The sequence below is a fragment of the Nocardia jiangsuensis genome (assembly GCF_042650385.1).
GTDB classification, from domain to species: Bacteria; Actinomycetota; Actinomycetes; order Mycobacteriales; family Mycobacteriaceae; genus Nocardia; species Nocardia jiangsuensis.
The window spans coordinates 273123-293274 of the sequence record NZ_JBHSAX010000033.1; the positions used below are offsets into that span (position 1 = coordinate 273123).

General features: G+C 72.2%; 20 protein-coding genes. 12 read left to right on the forward strand and 8 right to left on the reverse strand.

Annotation, left to right across the window (positions count from 1 at the left end; genetic code table 11):
- Positions 1-48 precede the first annotated feature (48 nt).
- The 3 genes from ACFO0B_RS29890 to hrcA form a co-directional block, all read right to left on the reverse strand.
- Positions 49-789 (reverse strand): 16S rRNA (uracil(1498)-N(3))-methyltransferase, encoded by a 741-nt coding sequence (locus ACFO0B_RS29890; RefSeq protein WP_378616743.1) that lies wholly within the window; start codon positions 787-789, stop codon positions 49-51.
- Positions 790-791: 2 nt separating this feature from the next.
- Positions 792-1943 carry a molecular chaperone DnaJ gene (gene dnaJ / locus ACFO0B_RS29895; protein WP_378616745.1) on the reverse strand — a complete coding sequence of 384 codons (1152 nt, stop codon included), beginning with the start codon at positions 1941-1943 and terminating at the stop codon, positions 792-794.
- A gap of 162 nt (positions 1944-2105) precedes the next feature.
- The gene (gene hrcA / locus ACFO0B_RS29900; protein ID WP_378616747.1) at positions 2106-3137 is read right to left on the reverse strand and encodes a heat-inducible transcriptional repressor HrcA; all 1032 of its coding nucleotides are present in this window, start codon (positions 3135-3137) and stop codon (positions 2106-2108) included.
- A 185-nt stretch (positions 3138-3322) separates the two neighbouring features.
- On the opposite strand from hrcA, the gene ACFO0B_RS29905 reads away from it, so the two are divergent.
- Genes ACFO0B_RS29905 through ACFO0B_RS29920 form a run of 4 tightly spaced genes read left to right on the forward strand, consistent with a single transcriptional unit; the run spans position 3323 to position 6361 of the window.
- Complete coding sequence (locus ACFO0B_RS29905) at positions 3323-3862, forward strand: DUF3558 domain-containing protein (RefSeq protein WP_378616749.1); 540 nt, start codon at positions 3323-3325, stop codon at positions 3860-3862.
- Between the two features lie 39 nt (positions 3863-3901).
- A complete protein-coding gene (locus tag ACFO0B_RS29910) occupies positions 3902-4366 on the forward strand; it encodes a hypothetical protein (RefSeq protein ID WP_378616751.1) in 465 nt (154 codons plus the stop codon).
- Positions 4363-5583: a hypothetical protein gene (locus ACFO0B_RS29915; protein ID WP_378616753.1), complete on the forward strand. Its 1221-nt coding sequence runs from the start codon at positions 4363-4365 to the stop codon at positions 5581-5583. The genes ACFO0B_RS29910 and ACFO0B_RS29915 overlap by 4 nt, the downstream gene beginning before the upstream one ends.
- Before the next feature lie 13 nt (positions 5584-5596).
- Positions 5597-6361 (forward strand): ESX secretion-associated protein EspG, encoded by a 765-nt coding sequence (locus tag ACFO0B_RS29920; RefSeq protein ID WP_378616755.1) that lies wholly within the window; start codon positions 5597-5599, stop codon positions 6359-6361.
- 133 nt (positions 6362-6494) lie between these two features.
- Here the strand turns inward: ACFO0B_RS29920 and hemW are convergent, their stop codons facing one another.
- A complete protein-coding gene (gene hemW, locus ACFO0B_RS29925; RefSeq protein ID WP_378616757.1) occupies positions 6495-7691 on the reverse strand; it encodes a radical SAM family heme chaperone HemW in 1197 nt (398 codons plus the stop codon).
- A gap of 160 nt (positions 7692-7851) precedes the next feature.
- Here hemW and ACFO0B_RS29930 point away from each other — a divergent pair, with 160 nt between their 5' ends.
- The 6 genes from ACFO0B_RS29930 (at position 7852) to ACFO0B_RS29955 (ending at position 13780) form a co-directional block, all read left to right on the forward strand.
- Positions 7852-7944: an Ms4527A family Cys-rich leader peptide gene (locus tag ACFO0B_RS29930; protein ID WP_378616759.1), complete on the forward strand. Its 93-nt coding sequence runs from the start codon at positions 7852-7854 to the stop codon at positions 7942-7944.
- 139 nt (positions 7945-8083) lie between these two features.
- Positions 8084-9898, forward strand: coding sequence for a nitrite/sulfite reductase (locus tag ACFO0B_RS29935; protein ID WP_378616761.1), 1815 nt, complete (start codon positions 8084-8086; stop codon positions 9896-9898).
- A gap of 34 nt (positions 9899-9932) precedes the next feature.
- Positions 9933-10649 (forward strand): phosphoadenylyl-sulfate reductase, encoded by a 717-nt coding sequence (locus ACFO0B_RS29940; protein WP_378616763.1) that lies wholly within the window; start codon positions 9933-9935, stop codon positions 10647-10649.
- Positions 10646-11578, forward strand: a complete 933-nt coding sequence (gene cysD, locus ACFO0B_RS29945) for a sulfate adenylyltransferase subunit CysD (RefSeq protein ID WP_449289810.1) — start codon at positions 10646-10648, stop codon at positions 11576-11578. The genes ACFO0B_RS29940 and cysD overlap by 4 nt, the downstream gene beginning before the upstream one ends.
- Positions 11578-12900 (forward strand): sulfate adenylyltransferase subunit 1, encoded by a 1323-nt coding sequence (locus ACFO0B_RS29950; RefSeq protein ID WP_378616767.1) that lies wholly within the window; start codon positions 11578-11580, stop codon positions 12898-12900. The genes cysD and ACFO0B_RS29950 overlap by 1 nt, the downstream gene beginning before the upstream one ends.
- Positions 12887-13780 (forward strand): sirohydrochlorin chelatase, encoded by an 894-nt coding sequence (locus tag ACFO0B_RS29955; RefSeq protein ID WP_378616769.1) that lies wholly within the window; start codon positions 12887-12889, stop codon positions 13778-13780. The genes ACFO0B_RS29950 and ACFO0B_RS29955 overlap by 14 nt, the downstream gene beginning before the upstream one ends.
- A 227-nt stretch (positions 13781-14007) precedes the next feature.
- Here ACFO0B_RS29955 and ACFO0B_RS29960 read toward each other — a convergent pair whose 3' ends face one another.
- Complete coding sequence (locus ACFO0B_RS29960) at positions 14008-14664, reverse strand: TetR/AcrR family transcriptional regulator (RefSeq protein ID WP_378616771.1); 657 nt, start codon at positions 14662-14664, stop codon at positions 14008-14010.
- Positions 14665-14711: 47 nt separating this feature from the next.
- Here ACFO0B_RS29960 and ACFO0B_RS29965 point away from each other — a divergent pair, with 47 nt between their 5' ends.
- Positions 14712-15389: an SGNH/GDSL hydrolase family protein gene (locus ACFO0B_RS29965; protein WP_378616773.1), complete on the forward strand. Its 678-nt coding sequence runs from the start codon at positions 14712-14714 to the stop codon at positions 15387-15389.
- On the opposite strand, the gene ACFO0B_RS29970 is transcribed toward ACFO0B_RS29965, so the two are convergent.
- Positions 15362-16318 (reverse strand): helix-turn-helix transcriptional regulator, encoded by a 957-nt coding sequence (locus ACFO0B_RS29970; RefSeq protein WP_378616775.1) that lies wholly within the window; start codon positions 16316-16318, stop codon positions 15362-15364. The two genes, ACFO0B_RS29965 and ACFO0B_RS29970, sit on opposite strands and share 28 nt — an antisense overlap.
- A 92-nt stretch (positions 16319-16410) precedes the next feature.
- Here ACFO0B_RS29970 and ACFO0B_RS29975 point away from each other — a divergent pair, with 92 nt between their 5' ends.
- Entirely contained in the window at positions 16411-16821 is a 411-nt protein-coding gene (locus ACFO0B_RS29975; RefSeq protein ID WP_378617293.1) for a VOC family protein, read from the forward strand.
- A gap of 3 nt (positions 16822-16824) precedes the next feature.
- Here ACFO0B_RS29975 and ACFO0B_RS29980 read toward each other — a convergent pair whose 3' ends face one another.
- Together ACFO0B_RS29980 and ACFO0B_RS29985 are read right to left on the reverse strand one after the other, a co-directional pair.
- The gene (locus tag ACFO0B_RS29980) at positions 16825-17622 is read right to left on the reverse strand and encodes an HAD family hydrolase (RefSeq protein ID WP_378616777.1); all 798 of its coding nucleotides are present in this window, start codon (positions 17620-17622) and stop codon (positions 16825-16827) included.
- 140 nt (positions 17623-17762) lie between these two features.
- Positions 17763-19988 carry a hypothetical protein gene (locus ACFO0B_RS29985; RefSeq protein WP_378616779.1) on the reverse strand — a complete coding sequence of 742 codons (2226 nt, stop codon included), beginning with the start codon at positions 19986-19988 and terminating at the stop codon, positions 17763-17765.
- Positions 19989-20152: the final 164 nt, after the last annotated feature.

A 20152-nucleotide genomic window follows, 5' to 3' on the forward strand; every position in this document is an offset into this window, starting at 1 on the left:
GTGCGGCTACCGCACTGGCAGGCAGCTCCTCGAGGTGCGGTGCCGCTTCTACCAGCGCGAGGTGAGCGCGCCGAGCGCGCCGAGGGCGACGGCGGCGGCGGTCGAGGTGCGCAGCACGGTCGGGCCGAGCAGCGCGGCGGTCGCCCCGGCTTCGGCGAAGGTGGCGACCTCGGCATCGTCCAGCCCACCCTCGGGGCCGACGATCAGCACCACCCGCGCTGCCGTTCCGAACGGCAGCGCGGCGAACCGCCCCGCCCCGGACTCGTGCAGCGCCGCCACCACTCCCCCGTCGGCGACGGTGGCGCGCACCAGCTCCGCCACCTCGCGCGTACGCCGGACCTGGGTGACCTCGGGAATGTAGGCCCGCCGCGACTGCCGCGCCGCGGCCCGCGCCGCCGCCCGCCACTTCTCGACGCCCTTGGCGGCCTTACCCTCCCAGTTGGCGATACAGCGCGCCGCCTGCCAGGGCACGATCAGATCGGCCCCCGCCTCGGTCATGAGCTCGACCGCGAGCTCGGATCGATCCGACTTGGGCAGCGCCTGCACCACCGTCACCGGCGGCGCGGCGGGCACGGCGATCCGCCGATCCAGCACCGCCAGCTCGAGCCGGTCCTTCTGCGCCGCGACCACCTCGGACTCCGCGACCACCCCGCGCCCGTCGGAGAGCGTGATCGGCTCCCCCACCCGGATCCGCCGGACGGTGGCGGCATGCCTGCCCTCCGGCCCGTCCAGCACCGCGACCCCACCGGGCTGCGGGACGTCGTCCAGGTAGAAGACCGTCGCGGCCACGCTCAGCGACCGCTGAACGACGCCCGCAGCCGGGCGAAGAGCCCGCTGTTGTGCTCGGACTGCGCGGAGACCACCTCGGCCCGGTCGCGCTCGCGCAGCCCCTTGTACTTGCGCAGCAGGTCGTTCTGCTTGCTGTCCAGCTTCGACGGCACCACGATCTCCAGGTGCGCGAGCAGATCACCGCGCGCCCCGGACCGCAGCTTGGGCATGCCGTGCCCGCGCAGCACCGAGATCTCGCCGGGCTGGGTGCCGGGCGGGATGGTCAGCTCGGTCGGCCCGTCCAGGATGGTGTCGATCACCACGGTGGTGCCGAGCGCGGCGTCCACCATCGGCACCCGGATGGTGCAGTGCAGGTCGTCGCCGTCGCGGACGAACACGTCGTGCGGCTGCTCGACCACCTCGACGTACAGATCGCCCGCGTGCCCACCGCCCGGACCGACCTCGCCCTGCGCGGCCAGCCGCACCCGCATCCCGTTCGCCACACCGGCCGGGATCGGCGCGGCGATCTCCCGACGGGCACGAATCCGGCCGTCGCCACCGCACTTGTTGCACGGATCCGGAATGGTCTCGCCCGCGCCGCGGCAGGTGGGGCAGGGCCGCGACGTGAGCACCTGGCCGAGGAACGACCGCTGCACCGACTGCACCTCGCCCGCCCCGCCACAGGTCTCGCAGCGCACCGGCTTCGAGTCGCCGTTGGTGCCCTTGCCGTGGCAGAGGTCGCAGAGGATCGCGGTGTCGACCGTCAGGTGCTTGGTCACGCCGACCGCGCACTCCGCCAGGCTCAGCCGGGTGCGCAGCAGCGAGTCGGCGCCGGGCTGCACCCGGCCGCGCGGCTTGCGCTGCCCCCCGCCGGAGTTCATCCCGCCGAAGAAGGCCTCGAAGACGTCACCGAGGCCGCCGAAGCCGGCGCCGGAGAAGCCGCCCGCTCCGCCGCCGTTCTCCAGCGGATCACCGCCCAAGTCGACGATGCGACGCTTCTCCGGGTCGGTCAGCACCTCGTAGGCGGTCGACACTTCCCGGAACCTCGCCTGCGCCGCCTCGTCCGGGTTGACGTCCGGGTGGAGCTCCCGCGCCAGCTTGCGGTAGGCGCGCTTGATCTCCTGATCGGTCGCGTTCTTCGCGACGCCGAGCAGTCCGTAGTAGTCCCGTGCCACTTCGCTTCTCTAGTCCTTGGTCGCCGTTTCCCGATACCGGCCGGTCCGCGCGGCACACGCCGCCGGGCCGGGCCCCGACACCGGCCTTAGTCGGATGCACTCAACTTTATCCGCTCGGGCGCGCGGCCCGGCAGCGGAGTCCCCCGAAAGCCCGAACGGACCTCAGCGTCCGCCCAGCACTTCACCGATATAGCGGGCCACCGCCGCCACCGAGGCGATGGTGCCCGGGTAATCCATGCGCGTCGGGCCCAGCACCCCCATGCCGCCGAGCACGGCCCCTGCCGAACCGTACCCCGTGGTCACGACCGACGTCCCGCGCATCTCCTCGACCTGCGTCTCCTCGCCGATCCGGACCGTGATCGTGCCCGGCTGCTGCGCCGCCGCGAGCAGCTTGAGCACCACCACCTGTTCCTCCAGCGCCTCCAGCACCGTGCGCAGCGAACCCGGCAGCCCGAAGTCGCCGGCATTGCGGGTCAGGTTCGCCGTGCCGCCGAGCACCAGCCGCTCCTCCGGATGCTCGACCAGCGTCTCCACCAGCACCGTCGACACCCGGATCAGCACGTCCCGCAGCTTCCCCGGCGCGTTCTCCGGCAGCGCCGCGACCGCCGCCGATGCGGTGGCCAGGCGCTTGCCGTCCATCGCGCCGCCCAGCAGCGCGCGCAGCGCCGCCAGGTCCTCGTCGTCCACCAGCGCACCGAGCTCGACGATCCGCTGATCGACCCGCCCGGTGTCGGTGATGACCACCAGCAGCAGCCGTGCCGGATTCAGCGCGACCACCTCGATGTGCCGCACCGTCGACGCGGACACCGTCGGGTACTGCACCACCGCGACCTGCCTGGTCAGCTGCGCGAGCAGCCGCACCCCGCGCCGCAGCACGTCGTCCAGATCGACCCCGGACTCCAGGAACTCCAGAATCGCCCGCCGCTCCGCCGAGGAGAGCGGCTTGACCTCGGCGATCCGATCCACGAACTGCCGGTACCCCTTGTCCGTCGGGATCCGCCCCGAACTGGTGTGCGGCTGCGCGATGTACCCCTCCGCCTCCAGCACAGCCATGTCATTGCGCACCGTGGCACTGGATACGCCCAGGTTGTGCCGCTCGACCAGCGTCTTCGACCCGATCGGCTCCTTGGTCGCGACGTAGTCGGCAACGATCGCCCGCAGAACTTCGAAACGACGATCCTCGGTACTCGACACGGCCCACCTCCTCGCTTGCCCCTCCAGTCTAGGTCCCCGCCTCCCGATATCCGCCGTTCCGGACCGGGGCTGGGGATGGATCGCCCGGGTTGACGCGAGTTGTCCACAGGTGCCTTGCCCGGGGTCCGGGTGCGCCGGTAGCGTCACGGGCCAGACCAGGGGGACGTCGGCTTCGAGGGGGACTCGTGAGATTCGGCACCGCGGCGCTCGCCGCCTTTACCATTTTCGCCGTCGCGGGATGTGATTCGTCGGGCGATTCAGGGTCACCGCCAGCACCTACCAGCACTCTCGCAGGTGCACCGAGCGCCTTCGATCCCTGCACAGATATCCCGCAGAGCCTGTTGGATTCCGAGGGATTGCGGAACGAGTACAAGGCCGATGACAACGGCGCAGACGGCATTCGTTGGCGCGGTTGTGACTGGGTACAGGTAGACGGATACGCGGCGAGTATTCAGACGACGAACCTGACGGTGGCGATGGTGCGCGACAAGAAATTCTCCGATGCCCGCGAGTTCGCCATCGGCGCTCGGCAGGCGATCTCGGGGAAGTCGAGCGCCGACCGCCCTGACGAGGAATGCGCAGTCAATGTCGCGATCCAAGGAGGAAGTCTCGAGGTCGGTCTGACCAACCCCGAGTCGAGCAAGAAGACCGGGCACCTCGATACCTGCGAACTGGCCCGCGCGCTCACGGAAAAAGTTGTTGCGGTCCTCCCACAGGGAGTGTGACCTACATGTTCGACTCCGGCATACGGGGAGGTACCGGCCATGACCAACGATGAGCGTCCGATGAAGAACTTGCTCGACGCGGCAAACAGCGGCGCCGGTGTTGCGTTGAGTCCCGAAGAGTTCGTCAATATCGAACGCGATTGTGAGCACTTCAAGCTCACGATCCGCGAGATCCAACGAACCATGGACCGAGTGGCTCGCCACTCGACCTGGAACCTCGGTGAAAGCCATCCCTTGATGGTCTCGGGGCAGACCGTCGTCGATCGGTTCAGGAAAAAGGCCGCAGGCGCAGGCGATGGCAACGACGTCCATGCCGTGATGGAGCAGCACTACAAGATCGTCGAAGACATTCAGGAGGTTCATCGGATCGTGCGGCAACGCATGATGGATACCGATGCCGAATTCGCCTCCGAGTTCCAGCGCCTCAGCACCGAACTCGAGGAGCGACCACCTGTACAGCCCAAGCTGGGCCCGTACCTGCTTCCGGACGGGAGCGCACGATGAACGGGTACGAGCAGCCACGGATTCCGGGCGGCGGGGAGCAGACGGACAGCTGGGAGCATCCGGATATCAAGGCGGCGTTCGACCCACTCGACACCACGGAGGCGGTGGAGCAGGCGCAGAAGTACTGGGAGGTGCATCAGCTGTGGGAACAGGGGCTGGCTACCTTCGCTCGTTCTATTCAGAACTCCATCTCGCAGTCCTGGTCCGGACCTGCGGCTGAGCAGGCGAAGGCATCGATCGCGCGGTACGCGGCTGATGCGCAGCAGTTGAGCCCGGCGCTCGCGGAGATGTACACCAGGGTGCGGGATGCGGCGACGGCGATCGTGGACACGAAGAACGCGATTCCGGATCCGGTGGAGGTGAGCTGGACGTCGTGGGCGTGGCCACCGCATCGGTGGGATCTGCAGCGCGAGCAGTCGGAGGCGGCGCAGGTAGCGCGCACCGAGATGCGGCAGCGGTATGTGGAGCCGTTCGGGCAGGTGGACGGGCAGATTCCGGTGCTGCCGACGCCGATCAGTCCTACTGTCTCGCCGGATATCGCGGCCCCGCCGCCGGGCGGGTACGCCCCCACCGACGGCACCGGGGACTCGCCCGATGCCACGGGGCCGACGGGCAGCGGGGTGCCGGGCACGGGTACGCCGAGCGTCGAGGATGCGGAGAAGTCCGAGGAGAACGGCGAAAGCACGCCGGAGGGTACAGAGGAGCAGGCGGCGAGCACCGAGCAGCCGGAGGGGACCGAGACCACGCCCGCGGCCACTACGCCGAGCGGCACGAATCAGCAGTCGACGGCGAATGATTCGGTGCCGCGGACGACGAACGATCCGAGCCGCACGGTTCCCGCGAGCACGGTGCCGACGAGCACGACACCGAGCGGCACGCCGGGGTACACGCCGAGCGGTACGCCGACCGGTTCGCCGGGCTCGCCGAGTACCACCAACCAGCCGGGGCCGGGGCGCAGCATTCCCGGTGCTCCGGGGAGCACCGCGGCTCCGGCCGCTGCTGCGGCCGCGACGCAGGCGCAGGGCACGCGATCGGGCACCGGCTACCCGGGCATGTTCGGCGGCGGCGCGGGGCGTGGGCGGGGTGCGGAGGATTCCGAGCACCAGCGGCCGGACTACCTGGTCAATCAGGAGAACACCGACGAGTTGCTCGGCGAGATTCCGCGCACGGTGGCGGGTGGCGTGATCGGCGGCGACCGGACGGATCCTCCCCGGTGAACCGCTCGGGAGCATGACCGAATGGAGCTGGGCCACGGATGATTTCGCGGCCCTCTGGTACGACGATGCCCGCGACCGGTTCCCGAGTCCGCTGCGGTACACCAGCCGGTTCCGGTTGCGGGACGAGTTCGCCGCGCACCGGTCGGCGGTGTTCGCGCGGTACGGGGCGGAGGAGCGGGACGAGATCGACGCGGCGCTCGGCACGCTGGCCGATGCGGTGATCCGGATCGAGATTCTGGGTGGCAGCAGCAGGCATCGGCGGAGCACCGGGGCGGATGATGTCCGGCAGTATCGGATCATCGGGGCGCGCACGGCTTTTCGGTCGGTTGTCGCGGTGCAGTACGGGACCGATTCCGAGCACGGGCCGATTCGGCTGCGGATGAGCCGGGCCGAGGATCTGCCCGCGAGGCTGGCGGCGGCAATTCCGGGGTGCCCGGCGGGCGGGGAGGGGCCGGAGACCTTTCACCCCGACGACTTGCGCCAGACCAGGAACAGCTACCTGGAGGACAACGGGCGAAACACGCCGCGGGACCGCTACCGGCGGCTGGTCGGGCGCCCCGCCGACGGGGGCGGCAGTGCGGTGCTGCTGGTCGGCCCGCTCAACCGGCTCGACCCGCCGCTGGCCGCCCTGCAGTGGCACGACATCACCGGCGACGGGCGTTACACCGAGCGGCGCGGGGCGCACGTGAGCGTGCGGCCCACCACCACCGCCGACCTGATCGCCGGCTTCACCGCGTGGATCGACCGTGCCGGCCAGCGGCTTCGCGAAGAGCACTGACCGCACCGCCGACAACCGGTGCGTGCGTCGCGGAAGCGGGCCTCGCCACCGACCTGGATCTCGCCGTGGCGGACTGGCTACAGCCACGACGGCAGGAGCCGAGGCGGTCAGAAATCGGCACACCGGAACGAGGTCAGGCCAGCAGGTCCCGCACGACCCCGTCCGCCAGCAGCCGGCCGCGATCGGTGAGTACCAGCCGCTCCCCGCGCACCTCGGCCAGCCCGCCCGTCACCACCCCCGGTACCGCGGCCCGCCCGTGCGCGTCGAGATCGGCGAGCGGCAGACCGGTCCGCAACCGCACGGCGAGCATCACCCGCTCGGTGTGCCGCTCCGAGGCGCTCAGCGCCTCCCACCCGGCGGCGGGCAGCCCGCCCGCGGCGACCCGGTCGGCATAGCGGGCGGGATGCTTGACGTTCCACCAGCGCACCCCGCCGAGGTGGCTGTGCGCGCCGGGCCCGGCGCCGAGCCAGTCGCCGCCGTCCCAGTAGCCGAGGTTGTGCCTGCAGCGGGCGGCGTCGCCGCCGGCCCAGTTGGAGACCTCGTACCACTCCAGCCCGGCGCCGCGCAGCCTGGTGTCGATGCGCTCGTAGCGCGTGGCGAGCACGTCCTCGTCGGGGGCGGGCAGCTCGCCGCGGCGCACCCGGCGGGCGAGGGCGGTGCCGTCCTCGACGATCAGCGAGTACGCGGAGACGTGGTCGACCTCCGCGGCCAGCACCGCCTCCAGGCTGGCGTCCAGGTCGGCGTCGGTCTCGCCCGGCGTGCCGTAGATCAGGTCGAGGTTGACGTGATCGAAGCCGGCGGCGCGCGCCTCGAGGGCGGCGGCGACGGCGCGGCCGGGGGTGTGCGTGCGATCCAGCACGGCGAGCACGTGCGCGGCCGCCGACTGCATGCCGAGCGAGATCCGGGTGAAGCCGGCGGCGCGCAGCCGCTCGAAGAAGGCGGGGCCGGTGGACTCCGGGTTCGACTCGGTGGTCACCTCGGCGCCGGGCGCCAGGGTGAAGTTCTGCCGGACGGCGGCAAGCACCTCGGCCAAGCCGTCGCCGCCGAGCAGCGACGGGGTGCCGCCGCCGACGAAGACCGTCGCCACCTCGGGCGTCGCCGACGGCAGGGCGTCGAAGGCCGTCGCCGCGGCGGCCAGCTCGCCGCGCAGGGCTTCCAGCCAGGAGGCGGGCGAGGCCGCGGTGCCGAGCTCGCCCGCGGTGTAGGTGTTGAAGTCGCAGTATCCGCAGCGGGTCGCGCAGAACGGAACGTGCACGTAGATGCCGAACGGCCCGCCCCCGAAGTCGCCGAGGAGGGGGCCGGCATCGGGGCTGCGGACCGGGGTACTCACCGCTCCAGTCTGGCAAGTGCGCCGGAGCAGGCTCGACCCGCGTGTCGGGCTATGACTGGCGTCACAGTTGCTTCGGTCGATCCTGGGGATTCTCCGCCTTTTTCCGGGAAATATCCCCCGCCCGTCGGAACGACCGCTCTGACGTGGCACAATAGGACGCATGTGCGGATCTGGAGTTCGATTGGTGGCCCGGCGCCACGTCGACTTCAAGCGCGTCTGCAGTGCGTGCTGTCTGCTGGAGTGTCAGCCCTAACCCCCTGCGGCGCGCTTCCCGACAGCCCCGGTGAACGTCGAATTCATCCCTTCGGTTCCGTCCGATCGACGCGGAGCGCCGCCCTGCGCGAGTGACAGTTCGCGCGCCCTCACCAATCAGATTCCAGCAGGAGCGATTCATGACGTCGAGCACCGACGCCGGCCCCGGCGAGAACTCCGCGACCGAGGCTGCGGCGCCCGCCCGGCACCGGCCGGAGCGCCCGGCCGCCGAGCGCCGGGTCCGCCCGGACCGCCCTCGCCCGGCGGCCGCCGACCCGGCGCCGCGCGCCCGCACCGGCAAGCCGACCCGCCGCAGGGCCGAGGGCCAGTGGGCGCTCGGCTACCGCGAGCCGCTGAACCCGAACGAGCAGTCCAAGAAGGACGACAACCCGCTGAACGTGCGGGCGCGGATCGAGAACATCTACAGCAAGACCGGCTTCGACGGCATCGACAAGGGCGACCTGCGCGGCCGGTTCCGCTGGTGGGGCCTCTACACCCAGCGCGAGCAGGGCTACGACGGCACCTGGACCGGCGACGAGAACATCGACATCCTCGAAGCCAAGTACTTCATGATGCGCATCCGCTGCGACGGCGGCGCGCTGAACGTCGCGCAGCTGCGCACCCTCGGCGAGATCTCCACCGAGTTCGGCCGGGACACCGCCGACCTCTCGGACCGGGAGAACGTCCAATACCACTGGATCGAGGTGGAGAACGTCCCGGAGATCTGGAAGCGCATCGAGGGCGTCGGGCTGCAGACCACCGAGGCCTGCGGCGACTGCCCGCGCGTCGTGCTCGGCTCGCCGCTGGCCGGTGAGTCGCTGGACGAGGTCATCGACCCGACTCCGGCGATCGACGAGATCGTGCGCCGCTACATCGGCAAGAAGGAGTACTCCAACCTGCCGCGCAAGTTCAAGACCGCGATCTCCGGCCAGCAGGACGTGGTGCACGAGATCAACGACGTCGCCTTCATCGGGGTGAACCACCCCGAGCACGGCCCCGGCCTCGACCTCTGGGTCGGCGGCGGGCTCTCCACCAACCCGATGCTGGCGCAGCGAGTCGGCGTGTGGGTGCCGCTGGCCGAGGTGCCCGACGTCTGGGAGGGCGTGGTCTCGATCTTCCGGGACTACGGCTACCGCAGGCTGCGCACCAAGGCCAGGCTCAAGTTCCTGATCAAGGACTGGGGCATCGAGAAGTTCCGCCAGGTGCTGGAGGACGAGTACCTGAAGCGCAAGCTCGTCGACGGCCCGGCCCCGGTGCAGCCGACCAGGCCGATCGACCACGTCGGCGTGCAGAAGTTGCGTAACGGCCACAACGCCGTCGGCTTCTCCCCCATCGCGGGGCGGGTCTCCGGCACCATCTTGACCAAGGTCGCCGCGGCCGCCGAGAAGGCGGGCTCGGACCGGATCCGGTTCACGCCGTACCAGAAGCTCATCGTGCTCGATGTGCCGGACGAGCAGGTCGAGGCGCTGATCGCGGAGCTCGAGCCGCTGGGGCTGCAGGCGCGGCCGTCGAACTGGCGGCGAAACCTGATGGCATGCAGCGGGATCGAGTTCTGCAAGCTCTCCTTCGCCGAGACCCGCAAGCGCTCGCAGGCGCTGGTGCCGGAGCTGGAGCAGCGGCTCGCCGACCTGAACGCCGGGCTGGACGTGCCGATCACGATCAACATCAACGGCTGCCCGAACTCCTGCGCCCGCTCCCAGATCGCCGATATCGGCTTCAAGGGCCAGCTGGTGGACGACGGCGAAGGCAACCAGGTCGAGGGCTTCCAGGTGCACCTCGGCGGCAGCCTCGGGCTGGACAGCGCGTTCGGGCGCAAGCTGCGCCAGCACAAGGTGACCACCGGTGAGCTCGGCGACTACGTCGACCGGGTGGTGCGCAGCTTCGTGAAGAACCGCACCGAAGGCGAACGGTTCGCGCAGTGGGCCGTCCGCGCCGACGAAGCCGACCTCCGATGACGGGGCGGGCGGCACTGCTGAGGGGAGATCAGCGATGACAACGGGACTGACGGAGAAGCTCTCCGAGAGGGAGCTGCGGGCGATCGCCGAGCGCGGCGCCGCCGAGCTCGACGGCGCCTCGGCGACCGAGCTGCTGCGCTGGACCGACGAGACCTTCGGCACCGGCTACATCGTCGCCTCGAACATGCAGGACGGCGTGCTGGTGCACCTGGCCGCGCAGGTGCGGTCCGGGGTGGACGTGCTCTTCCTCGACACCGGCTACCACTTCGCGGAGACCATCGGCACCAGGGACGCGGTGGAGGCCGTGTACGGGGTGAACGTGGTGAACGTGCGGCCGGAGCAGAGCGTCGCCGAGCAGGACGCACTGCTCGGGCGCGACCTGTTCGCCCGGGACGCCGCCGAGTGCTGCCGGCTGCGCAAGGTGGTGCCGTTGCAACGCTCGCTGAGCGGCTACAACGCGTGGGCCACCGGAATCCGCCGGGTGGAGGCGCCGACCCGCGCCAACGCCCCGCTGGTCTCCTACGACGAGGGCTTCGGGCTGGTGAAGATCAACCCGATCGCGGCCTGGTCCGACGACGAGATGCAGGCCTACATCGAGACGCACGGAATTCTGGTGAATCCCCTGGTCGAGGAGGGATATCCGTCCATCGGCTGCGCTCCGTGCACGCGGAAGCCGGAGCCGGGCTCCGATCCGCGGAGCGGCCGCTGGGCCGGCTCCGCCAAGACCGAATGCGGGTTGCACGCCTCATGACCGACACCATTCGCACCGAGCGTTCCCTCGGGCTCAGCGATTTCGACACCCTCGATGCGCTGGAGTCGGAGGCGATCCACATCTTCCGCGAGGTCGCGGGCGAGTTCGAGCGGCCGGTGATCCTCTTCTCCGGCGGCAAGGACTCGACGGTGCTGCTGCACCTGGCGCTCAAGGCCTTCTGGCCCGCGCCGCTGCCTTTCGCGCTGCTGCACGTCGACACCGGGCACAACCTGCCCGAGGTGCTCGAGTTCCGGGACCGGATCGTCGAGCGGCACGGGCTGCGGCTGCACGTGGCCAGCGTCGAGGAGTACCTCGCCGACGGCAGGCTCACCGAGCGCCCGGACGGCATCCGCAACCCGCTGCAGACGGTTCCGCTGCTCGACGCCATCACCGAGCACCGCTTCGACGCGGTCTTCGGCGGCGGCCGCCGCGACGAGGAGCGCTCGCGCGCCAAGGAGCGGATCTTCTCGCTGCGCAACGCCTTCGGCCAGTGGGACCCGAAGCGGCAGCGCCCCGAGCTGTGGAATCTGTACAACGGCAGGCACGCGGCAGGCGAGCACGTCCGGGTGTTCCCGCTGAGCAACTGGACCGAACTCGACATCTGGCGATACATCGCGCGCGAGGATGTCGATCTGGCGAACATCTACTACACCCACGAGCGTCCGGTGTTCCAGCGCGACGGCATGTGGATGACGCCGGGCGTGTGGGGCGGCCCGCGCGACGGCGAGGTGCTGGAGACCAGGTCGGTGCGGTACCGCACGGTCGGTGACGGCTCCTCCACCGGCGCGGTGCTCTCCGAGGCCGCGACCAACGAGGCCATCCTGGCCGAGGTCGCCGCCTCGCGGCTGACCGAGCGCGGCGCCACCCGCGGCGACGACCGGGTCTCCGAGGCCGCGATGGAAGACCGCAAGCGAGAGGGTTACTTCTGATGGCCGACACGGTGCCGAGCGAGCCGCCGGCTCAGCTGCTCCGGCTGGCGACCGCCGGCTCGGTGGACGACGGCAAGTCCACGCTGGTCGGGCGGTTGCTGTACGACACCAAGTCGGTGCTCGCCGATCAGATCGACGCCGTCACCCGCGCCTCGGTGGATCGCGGGCTGGCGACGCCGGATCTGTCGCTGCTGGTCGACGGGTTGCGCGCGGAGCGCGAGCAGGGCATCACGATCGACGTGGCGTACCGCTACTTCGCCACGCCGAAGCGCTCGTTCGTGCTCGCCGACACCCCGGGGCACGTGCAGTACACCCGCAACACGGTCTCCGGGGCCTCCACCGCGCAGCTGGTGATCCTGCTGACCGACGCGCGCAAAGGCGTGATCGAGCAGACCAGGAGGCACGCGGCGGTGCTCGCGCTGCTCGGCGTGCCCAAGCTGGTGCTCGCGGTGAACAAGATCGACCTGGTGGACGATGCCGCGGAGGTATTCGAGCGGATCTCGGCCGAGTTCAACGAACTCACCGGCGCACTGGGCTGGGCGCCGGAGGACGTGCTGGAGATCCCGGTTTCCGCGCTGCGCGGCGACAATATCGCCACCCGCTCGGCGAATACCCCGTACTACGACGGCCCCTCGCTGATCGAGCACCTGGAGTCGGTGCCGGTGGACGCGGACAGCACCGGTACGCACTCGCTCGGGCTGCGCTTCCCGGTGCAGTACGTGATCCGGCCGCGCACCGCCGAGTACCCGGACTACCGCGGCTACGCGGGGCAGATCGCCGCCGGTTCGGTGGCGCCGGGCGACGAGATCGTGGTACTTCCCTCCGGGGTGCGCACCACGGTGGAGCGGATCGACACGCCCGCGGGCGAGCTGGCGGTGGCGCAGACCGGCCGCAGCGTCACGCTGATCCTCAGCGACGACGTCGACGTCTCGCGCGGCGACATCATCGCCGCGGCCGCGGACGCACCGGAGCCGATCGACGACTTCGAGGCGACGGTCTGCTGGCTCGGCGACAAGCCGCTGCGCCCCGGCGCCCGGCTGCTGCTCAAGCACGGCACCAAGACCACGCAGGCCATCGTCGGCGCGCTGGTCGAGCGCTTCGACGAGCAGCGGCTGGCCGCCGATCCGTCGCCGGAGACGCTGGCGCTCAACGACATCGGCCGGATCTCGATCCGGGTCGCCGAGCCGATCCCGGCCGACGACTACCGGGCGAACCGGCACACCGGCAGCTTCCTGCTCATCGACCCGGCCAACGGGAACACGCTCGCGGCCGGGCTGGTCGGCGACGTGCTCACCGCGGTCGAGGTCGGTGCCGGGGTCTGAGGTGGAGGCCCGGCCCGGCCCGGCCGGGTCCGCGCCGGACGACGCGGCACCGGTGCTGATCGGGGTCGGGCACGGGAGCCGGGATCCGCGCTCGGCGGCGACGGTTGCCGCGGTCATGGCCGCGGTGGCCGCCGCGCGGCCGGGAAAGCCGGTGCGGGCCGCGTTTCTCGACCTGAACGTGCCGCCGGTCGACCGGGTGCTCGACGCCGTCGCCGCCGCGGGGCAGCACCACGCCGTAGTGGTTCCGCTGCTGCTCGGCAGCGCCTTTCACGCCAGGGTCGATCTGCCCGGACTGCTCGCCGCCGCGCGGCAGCGGCACCCGCTGCTGCGGGTCGACCAGGCCGAGGTGCTCGGGCCGGACACCCGACTCGTGGACGCGCTCGCGGACCGCGTCCGTGAAACGATCGCGCCGGAACCGCTCGGGGTCGCGCGCGCACCCGGTCCGGTACTCGCGAACGCGGCACTCGCCTGGGGTGCGGCGCGGGCGACCACCGCGCGGCGGGGTCCGAGCCGCCGGTCGTCGGTTGCCGACCTCGGCGTGATCGTCGCCGCCGTCGGCGCCTCCTCGGCAGCCGCCAATGCCCGCACCCGGCGGGTCGCGGAGGAGCTCGCCGCCCGCACCGGCTGGCGCACCGAGATCTGCTTCGCCACCGCCGATCCCGGCGTGGCGGTGGCGCGCGCCCGGCTGCTCACCCGCGGCGCGCGGCGCCTCGTCGTCGCCCCATATTTCCTGGCTCCCGGGCTGCTCACCGACCGGATCGCCGCCGCGGCCCCGGATCTCGGACACGCCGCTGCGCTCGGTGCCCACCCGGCGCTCACCGAGCTGATCTGGGATCGCTACGACGCGGCCGTCGCCCAGCGGCATCGCCGCTCGGCCTGACTCACCTCGGTTCACCGCCGCCACCATCGGCCCCGGGCCCGGCGCCGCTGCTCCTGGTCGGCGCCGGGCTGTTCGGCGGCGCGCTCCCCTTCCTGCCGGAGCTGGACATCGACCCGGAGCCGGTGCCGCAGGGGCTGCTACCCCGGCGATCACCACGAGCATGACGACGCCACCGAGCAACAGACCGGTCATCCCCCGGACCCGCTCGGATGCCCGGTCGCTCCGGCTCAGCCGATGAGCCGGTCCACCAGGGTGCGGGCAGCCGTCACGCGCGCGTCGTCGCCCAGCTGGTTGGCGGTGTTGGCGGCGGCGACCAGGGCGTCCACCTGGAAGGCGAGAAGCTCGGGTTCGGCGTGGACGTGGCCGATCTGGCGGGTGAGGAAGCTCAGCCAGTCGTGATGGTCGGCGGCGACGGCGTCGCGTACCGGGCCCGGCCTGCTGTCGAACTCGGCCAGGGTGGCCACCCGGAAGCAACCGCCGCGCAGCACCGGCGCGGTGATGAAGGCGAACCAGGCGTCGACCAGGGTGCGCAGCCGCACAGCCCCGCGCGGGTGCGCCAGCGCGGGCCGCACCACGTTCTCCACGAACACCGCGCGGGCGGCGGCGACAGCGGCCTGCTGCAGCGCCTCCTTGGTGCCGAACAGGGTGGCGACGCCGCTCTTGCTGAGTCCGAGCTCATCCGCGACCCGGGCCAGGCTGAGCCCGGTGAGTCCGTCGACCGAGGCGATGTGGGCCGCGCGGTGCGCGATGGCGGCGCGGGCGCGGTCGCCCTTGGCCCGCCTCCCGTCGGCGGCGGGCGGCGCCGGTTCGGCGGGCGGGCCGTAGTTCACGGAGCCCATTGTGCGCCACCCCTTGTCCGGAAGCACGAACGGTCGTACTGTCATTTTACGCACGATCGTTCGTGTTGTTTCTGATCTCGGGACGGAGCCCCATGCAGACCTTCACCGAAGCCGACGACCCCGCCCTGCTCACCGTGCAGACCGCGGCCGCGCTGCTCGCGGATGCACCCTGGCGCCGCTTCGCGGTGGTCGGGGACTCCATCGCGCAGGGCATCGGCGACTCCACGCCCGGGTACCGGGACGCGGGCTGGGCCGATCGGGTGGCGGACGCGCTGCGCCGGGTGCGGCCGGAGCTGGCCTACCTGAACACCGGCCGCAAGGGCGCCACCAGCGCCGAGGTGCTGGCCGAACAACTCGGCGCCGCACTGGCCTTCGAGCCCGACCTGGTGCACATCGTGTGCGGCGGGAACGACCTCTTCGTGCCGGAGCCGGATCTCCCGGCCACGCACGCCAACCTGGACGCGCTCTTCGCCGCCTTCGCGGGGCGCGGAACGCGGATCTCGACCTTCACCCTGACCGATGTCTGGGACCGCGAGCAGATGCGGGCGATGCGCGGCATGCGGGAACGGATGTCGGCACTGAACGACGTGATCCGCGCGGTGGCGGCACGCTACGACGCGGTGCTGCTGGAGCTGTGGCCGCACCCGATCCGGCTGCGCCCCGACCTGATGAGCGCCGACCTCATCCACTTCTCCATGGGCGGGCAGGCCGCGCTGGCCTCGGCGGTGGTGCAGCGGCTGGCTCAGGAGCTGGAGGCCGTGCCGCGGTAGCGGGCCGCCAGTTCGGCGCCGATCCGGGCGAGCTCGGCGCACACCGATTCCGGCTCGACGACCTCGAGTTCGGTGCCCCAGCCCGCCAGCTGCTGGGCGATCATCCGCGGGGTCGGGGCGGTGATCCGCACGCGCACGCGGCCGTCGCCGGACGGGCCGATGACCGTGCAGTGCCTGCCCTGCTGATGCTCGAGCACCGCGACCAGGTGCGCGGCGACGAGCACGGTGGCGCTCTCGGCGGCCCGGCGCCGCTCCATGGCGCCGACCGTCTCGCGCCAGGCCGCCGTCGGGTCGAAATCGGCGGGGCGGTCGAAGGTTTCACCGGTGGGCTCGACGGCGGTGACCCGGTCCAGCCGGAAGGTGCGGCGGCCACGGTCGGTACCGGCGACGAGGTACCAGATACCGTCTTTGTCGACCAGGCTCCACGGGTCGACCACGCGGCTGGTCTGCTCGCCCCTGCGCAGGTAGCCGAGGCGGAGCCGGTCGCGGCGGATGACCGCATCCTGGACCGCGGCGACGAGTGGCGGAGCGGCGGCGGCGTGCGCGCCCCAGCCCGCGCGGTCGAGCACGACCGAGTCGGCGGCGGCCTCGGCGTCGCCGCGGAAGGTCTTCGGCAGGGCGCGGACCAGCTTGCGCAGCGCCGAGCGGCCCTCGGGCACCCCGCCCGCGGCGGGGCCTGCCAGCAGGAACAGCGCCCGCGCCTCGCCGGCGGTGAGACCGGTCAGGTCGGTGCGGGCGCCGCCGACCAGCTGCCAGCCGCCGTTGCGCCCGGGTTGCGGGTACACCGGCACGCCGGCGCGGCCGAGCGCCTCCAGGTCGCGCCGGGCGGTCGCCACCGAGATCTCCAGTTCGGCGGCGACCTCGGCCGCCGTCACCCGGCCGCGCGTCTGCATGAGCAGCAGCACGGCCACCAGTCTGTCCGCTCGCATGATTCCATCCTGCCCGGAAAAGTGCGCAGAAGATGAGCACTTCACCGCGCAGGATGGGAACCGACACCGAATCCCGACCCGAGGAGACCGACATGCTGCGCGGACTGGCGACGCTCACCTTCTACGCCGACGACCTGGAGGCGGCCAAGGACTGGTACACCGAGTTCCTCGGCACCGCGCCCTACTTCACCGTGGCGGGCGGCTACTACGAGTGGCGGATCGGCGACTACCAGGCCGAGTTCGGCATCGTGAACCGCGCGTACGCACCGGCCGGAGCGCACAACGAGCCCGGCGGAGCCATCGCCAACTGGGCGGTGACCGACCTGGAGGCAACGCTGAACCGGCTGCTCGAGCTCGGCGCCACGCTCTACGACCCGATCACCCCGCGCGGCGAGGGCACCGGCTTCGTCACCGCCTCGGTGGTCGACCCGTTCGGCAATGTGCTCGGGCTGATGAGCAACCCGCACTACGCGGAGATCCTGGCCAGGACCGGGCCGGCGTAGCGCTCAGCGGAACCAGCGCTCGAGGACGAGCGCGACGCCGTCCTCGAGCACGTCGGCGGTCACCTCGTCGGCGGCCGCCCTGATCTCGGCGGGGGCATTGGCCATGGCGACCGAGTGCCCGGCCCAGGCCAGCATCTCCCGGTCGTTGAGGTGGTCGCCGATGGCGAGGGTCGCCGCCGGCGGCACCTCCAAGGTCTGTCTGAGCTGCTCCAGCGCCCAGCCCTTGGAGACGCCGTGCCGGGAGACGGTGAGCCAGGGCCCGAAGTCGCCGTGGATCCAGCCCGTACCGGGCACGTCGAACTCGCGCAGCAGCTCCGCCATCTGCTCGTCCGTGCCGCCGGGCCACCAGCCGCTGAGCCGGGGCGTGTGCTCGCTGCCGAGCAGGGCGTGGTCGACCACCTCGACGTGGCCGAGCGGGTAGTCACTCGGGCCGTCGCCGGTGACCCACATGCCGACCCCGACCTTCTCCACCGCCAGCACCATCTCCGGCGCGCCCGCGCGCAGCGCGGTGATGGCGGGCAGTGGGTCGAAGTCGGCGACGGCCAGTGCCTCGCCGCGGGCGACGTCGAGGTGCACGGCGCCGTTGGAGCAGAGGGCGTGGCCCTCGAGCAGGCCGAGCTCGGCGAGGACCGGCGCCACGGAGAGCATGGAGCGGCCGGTGGTCACGACCACGTGCGCGCCCGCGGCGACGGCGGCGCGCACGGCATCGACCACCCGTCGGCTCACCGGGGAGCCGGACTTCAGCAGGGTGCCGTCGACGTCGAGCGCGATCAGGCGCGGTACTTCCCCCGTAGCGTCCACCCCTTCATTCTGCCCCGGCCACCCGGGCGCGCCCGGAGTTTTCCCTCGACGATCCGGTTCTGGACCGGACCCACCTCGGACGAGCGCCGCGGGTGGCCGGGTTCGGCCGCCGGAGTTGCCCGGCGGCCCCCGACCGGTTGTTACCGGTCGGAGCCTCCCCCACCTGAGCCGCCCGAGCCACCGGAGCCGCCTCCGCCCTTGCCCGAGCCGCCCTTGCCGGAGCCGCCGTTCCCCGAGCCGGCCCTGCCGGAGCCGCCGTTGCCCGGTCCGGCGTTGTCGGCGCCGGAGGCGCTACCGCCGTTCGAGCCGTCGCGGCCGGAGCCACCGCCTCCGCCCGAGCCACCGCTTCCCGCGCGCCCGCCGCTCGAGTCGCCGCCGTTGGAGTCGCCGCCGTTCGAACCACCGTCACCTGCACGGCCGCCCGAATTGCCGCCGCCCGGGTTACCGCCGCCCGGGTTACCGCCGCCCGGGTTACCGCCGCCCGAGCCATCATTGCCCGAACCGCCGCCCGAACCGCCGCCCGAACCGCCGCCCGAACCGCTGCCCGAACCGCCGCTGCCCGAACCGCCGCCTGAGTCGCTGCCCGAACCGCCGCCGGAGTCGCTGTTCGAGCCGCCGGTGTTCGAGCCACCGTCGCTACCTGCACCGCCACCGGGCCCACCACCGCTGGAGCCATCGCTGCCGGTGCCGCCGCTCGGGCCGACGCCATTCGAACCGTCGCTGCCCGCGCCACCACCACCCGAGTCGCCGCCACCCGAAGTGCCACCGTCCGCACCGCCGGGGGAACCGCCGCCGCCGGAGCCGTCGGACGCGCTATCGCCGCCGGTGGGCTCGCTACCCGAACCGGCCCCTGCGGGCCCGCCGCCGGCAGGCCCAGCGGCCGGAGTCGCTCCCGACGTCCCCGCCGCGTCGGCGCCCACCCCGGCCGGTGCCTGCCCGACAGCGGGACCGCCGGACCCTGCCCCGCCGTCCGGCGGCACCGCCCCCGCCGACGGGAAACCGACGACACCCGGCTGCGGCCCGATCCCACCCCGCCCGTTCAGACCGAACCCGAAGCGCTCCATGAAGGGCAGCAGATTCGTGACGCGAGCCGGGGTGGTACAGGTATCGCTGCTCGCCCCGGTCCGCGGCGAACCGTCCCCGGCACGGGAGACCGGCGTGAGCGGCGGCCCGTACACGCGGACAGGCGCCGCCACCGACCCACCGAACGCGATCGGCACCCCGCTCCCCGCATACGGCACGGCCCACCCGCCCACCACCGGCGCGGCCCCGGCGACGGGCACCCGCGTGATCCCCTGCCCCGTGCCGAACTGCCCTTCCACCCCGGGGAACCGGTCGAGCCCGGGCACGAACTGCGGCGCGGGCCCGCCGAACACCGTCGCCGCCGACATGGCCAGCACGGATACCAGTGCGGCGGTGGAGAGCACACCGACGTGCGCGGCGGGCGCGGCCCGCCGCACCGGCGGCGCCATGGTGCGCGCCGCGAACCGTGCGGCGCCGAGCGCGATGGTGTGGCCGGGATCGGCGCCGCGCAGTACCGGCAGCCCGAGTTCGCCGAGGGTGCGCGCGACCTCGGGCGGGCGGGCGGCGGCGCCGACCAGCAGGATGCCGGTGAGCTCGGACCGGTCGATGCCGCTGCTCGCGAGGCAGTCGACGACGAGCGGGAAGGTAGCCCGGATATGTTCCGCGCGCAGCCCTTCGGTGTCGAGCGCACGGGTGCCGGGCGCGCCGGGCTGCCGGTACGCCTGCGCGGCAATCCGCGCACCGAGCGGTTCGCCACCGAAATCGCGGGTGCGCACGGAGGTTCCGACGAGCGGGTGGTCCGGCCAGTCCGCGCCGACCCGGACGACGGAGAGGTCGAGGCTGGTGGCACCGAGGTCGTAGACGAGCACGAAACCCGCTCTGCGCGGCCCCGTCTCGCACTCCAGCCACTCGGCCGCCGCGACCGGCTCCGGAACCGGCAGCACGTGCCCGGCTCCGGCGAGATCGAGCGCCTGCGCCAGCCGGGCGACCTCGCCGGGGCCGTAGACCGCCGGATGGGCGAGGACCACCCCGGCGTGCGGCGGCTCCGCGCGCACCAGGTCCTTCACCACGGCGGCGACCAGCGCGGCAGGCGTCCACAGCCGCCCGCCGACGATCAGCGGCTCGCTCCCGACGGTGAGATCCGCGAAATTTGCTGCCGAACCGCTGATCTCGGCGGTCGCGCCGACCCGCGCGACGCCCGGCGCGCCGATGCCGGCGGTGCCGCGGCTGTCGAAGGAGACCGTCGTGGGCCGTACCCGCACCGAGGGCTGCGGTTGCCCAGTGGTGACCGAAGCCGTCACCGAGGTCGCCGATCCCATGCAGATACCCACGCCAGTAGTCATCGCCATCCCGTCAACGCACCGTGACCACGTCCAGCACTCCGGTGCACCCGGGTGGCCGCGGTCGTCTTCCGCACAGCCACTACAGATTAGCTGTTCCTGGTCCGAAGGCATGCTGAATTGGTATGACGCACCGCATTATTAGGCCGACCGGTCAGCGCCGTAGG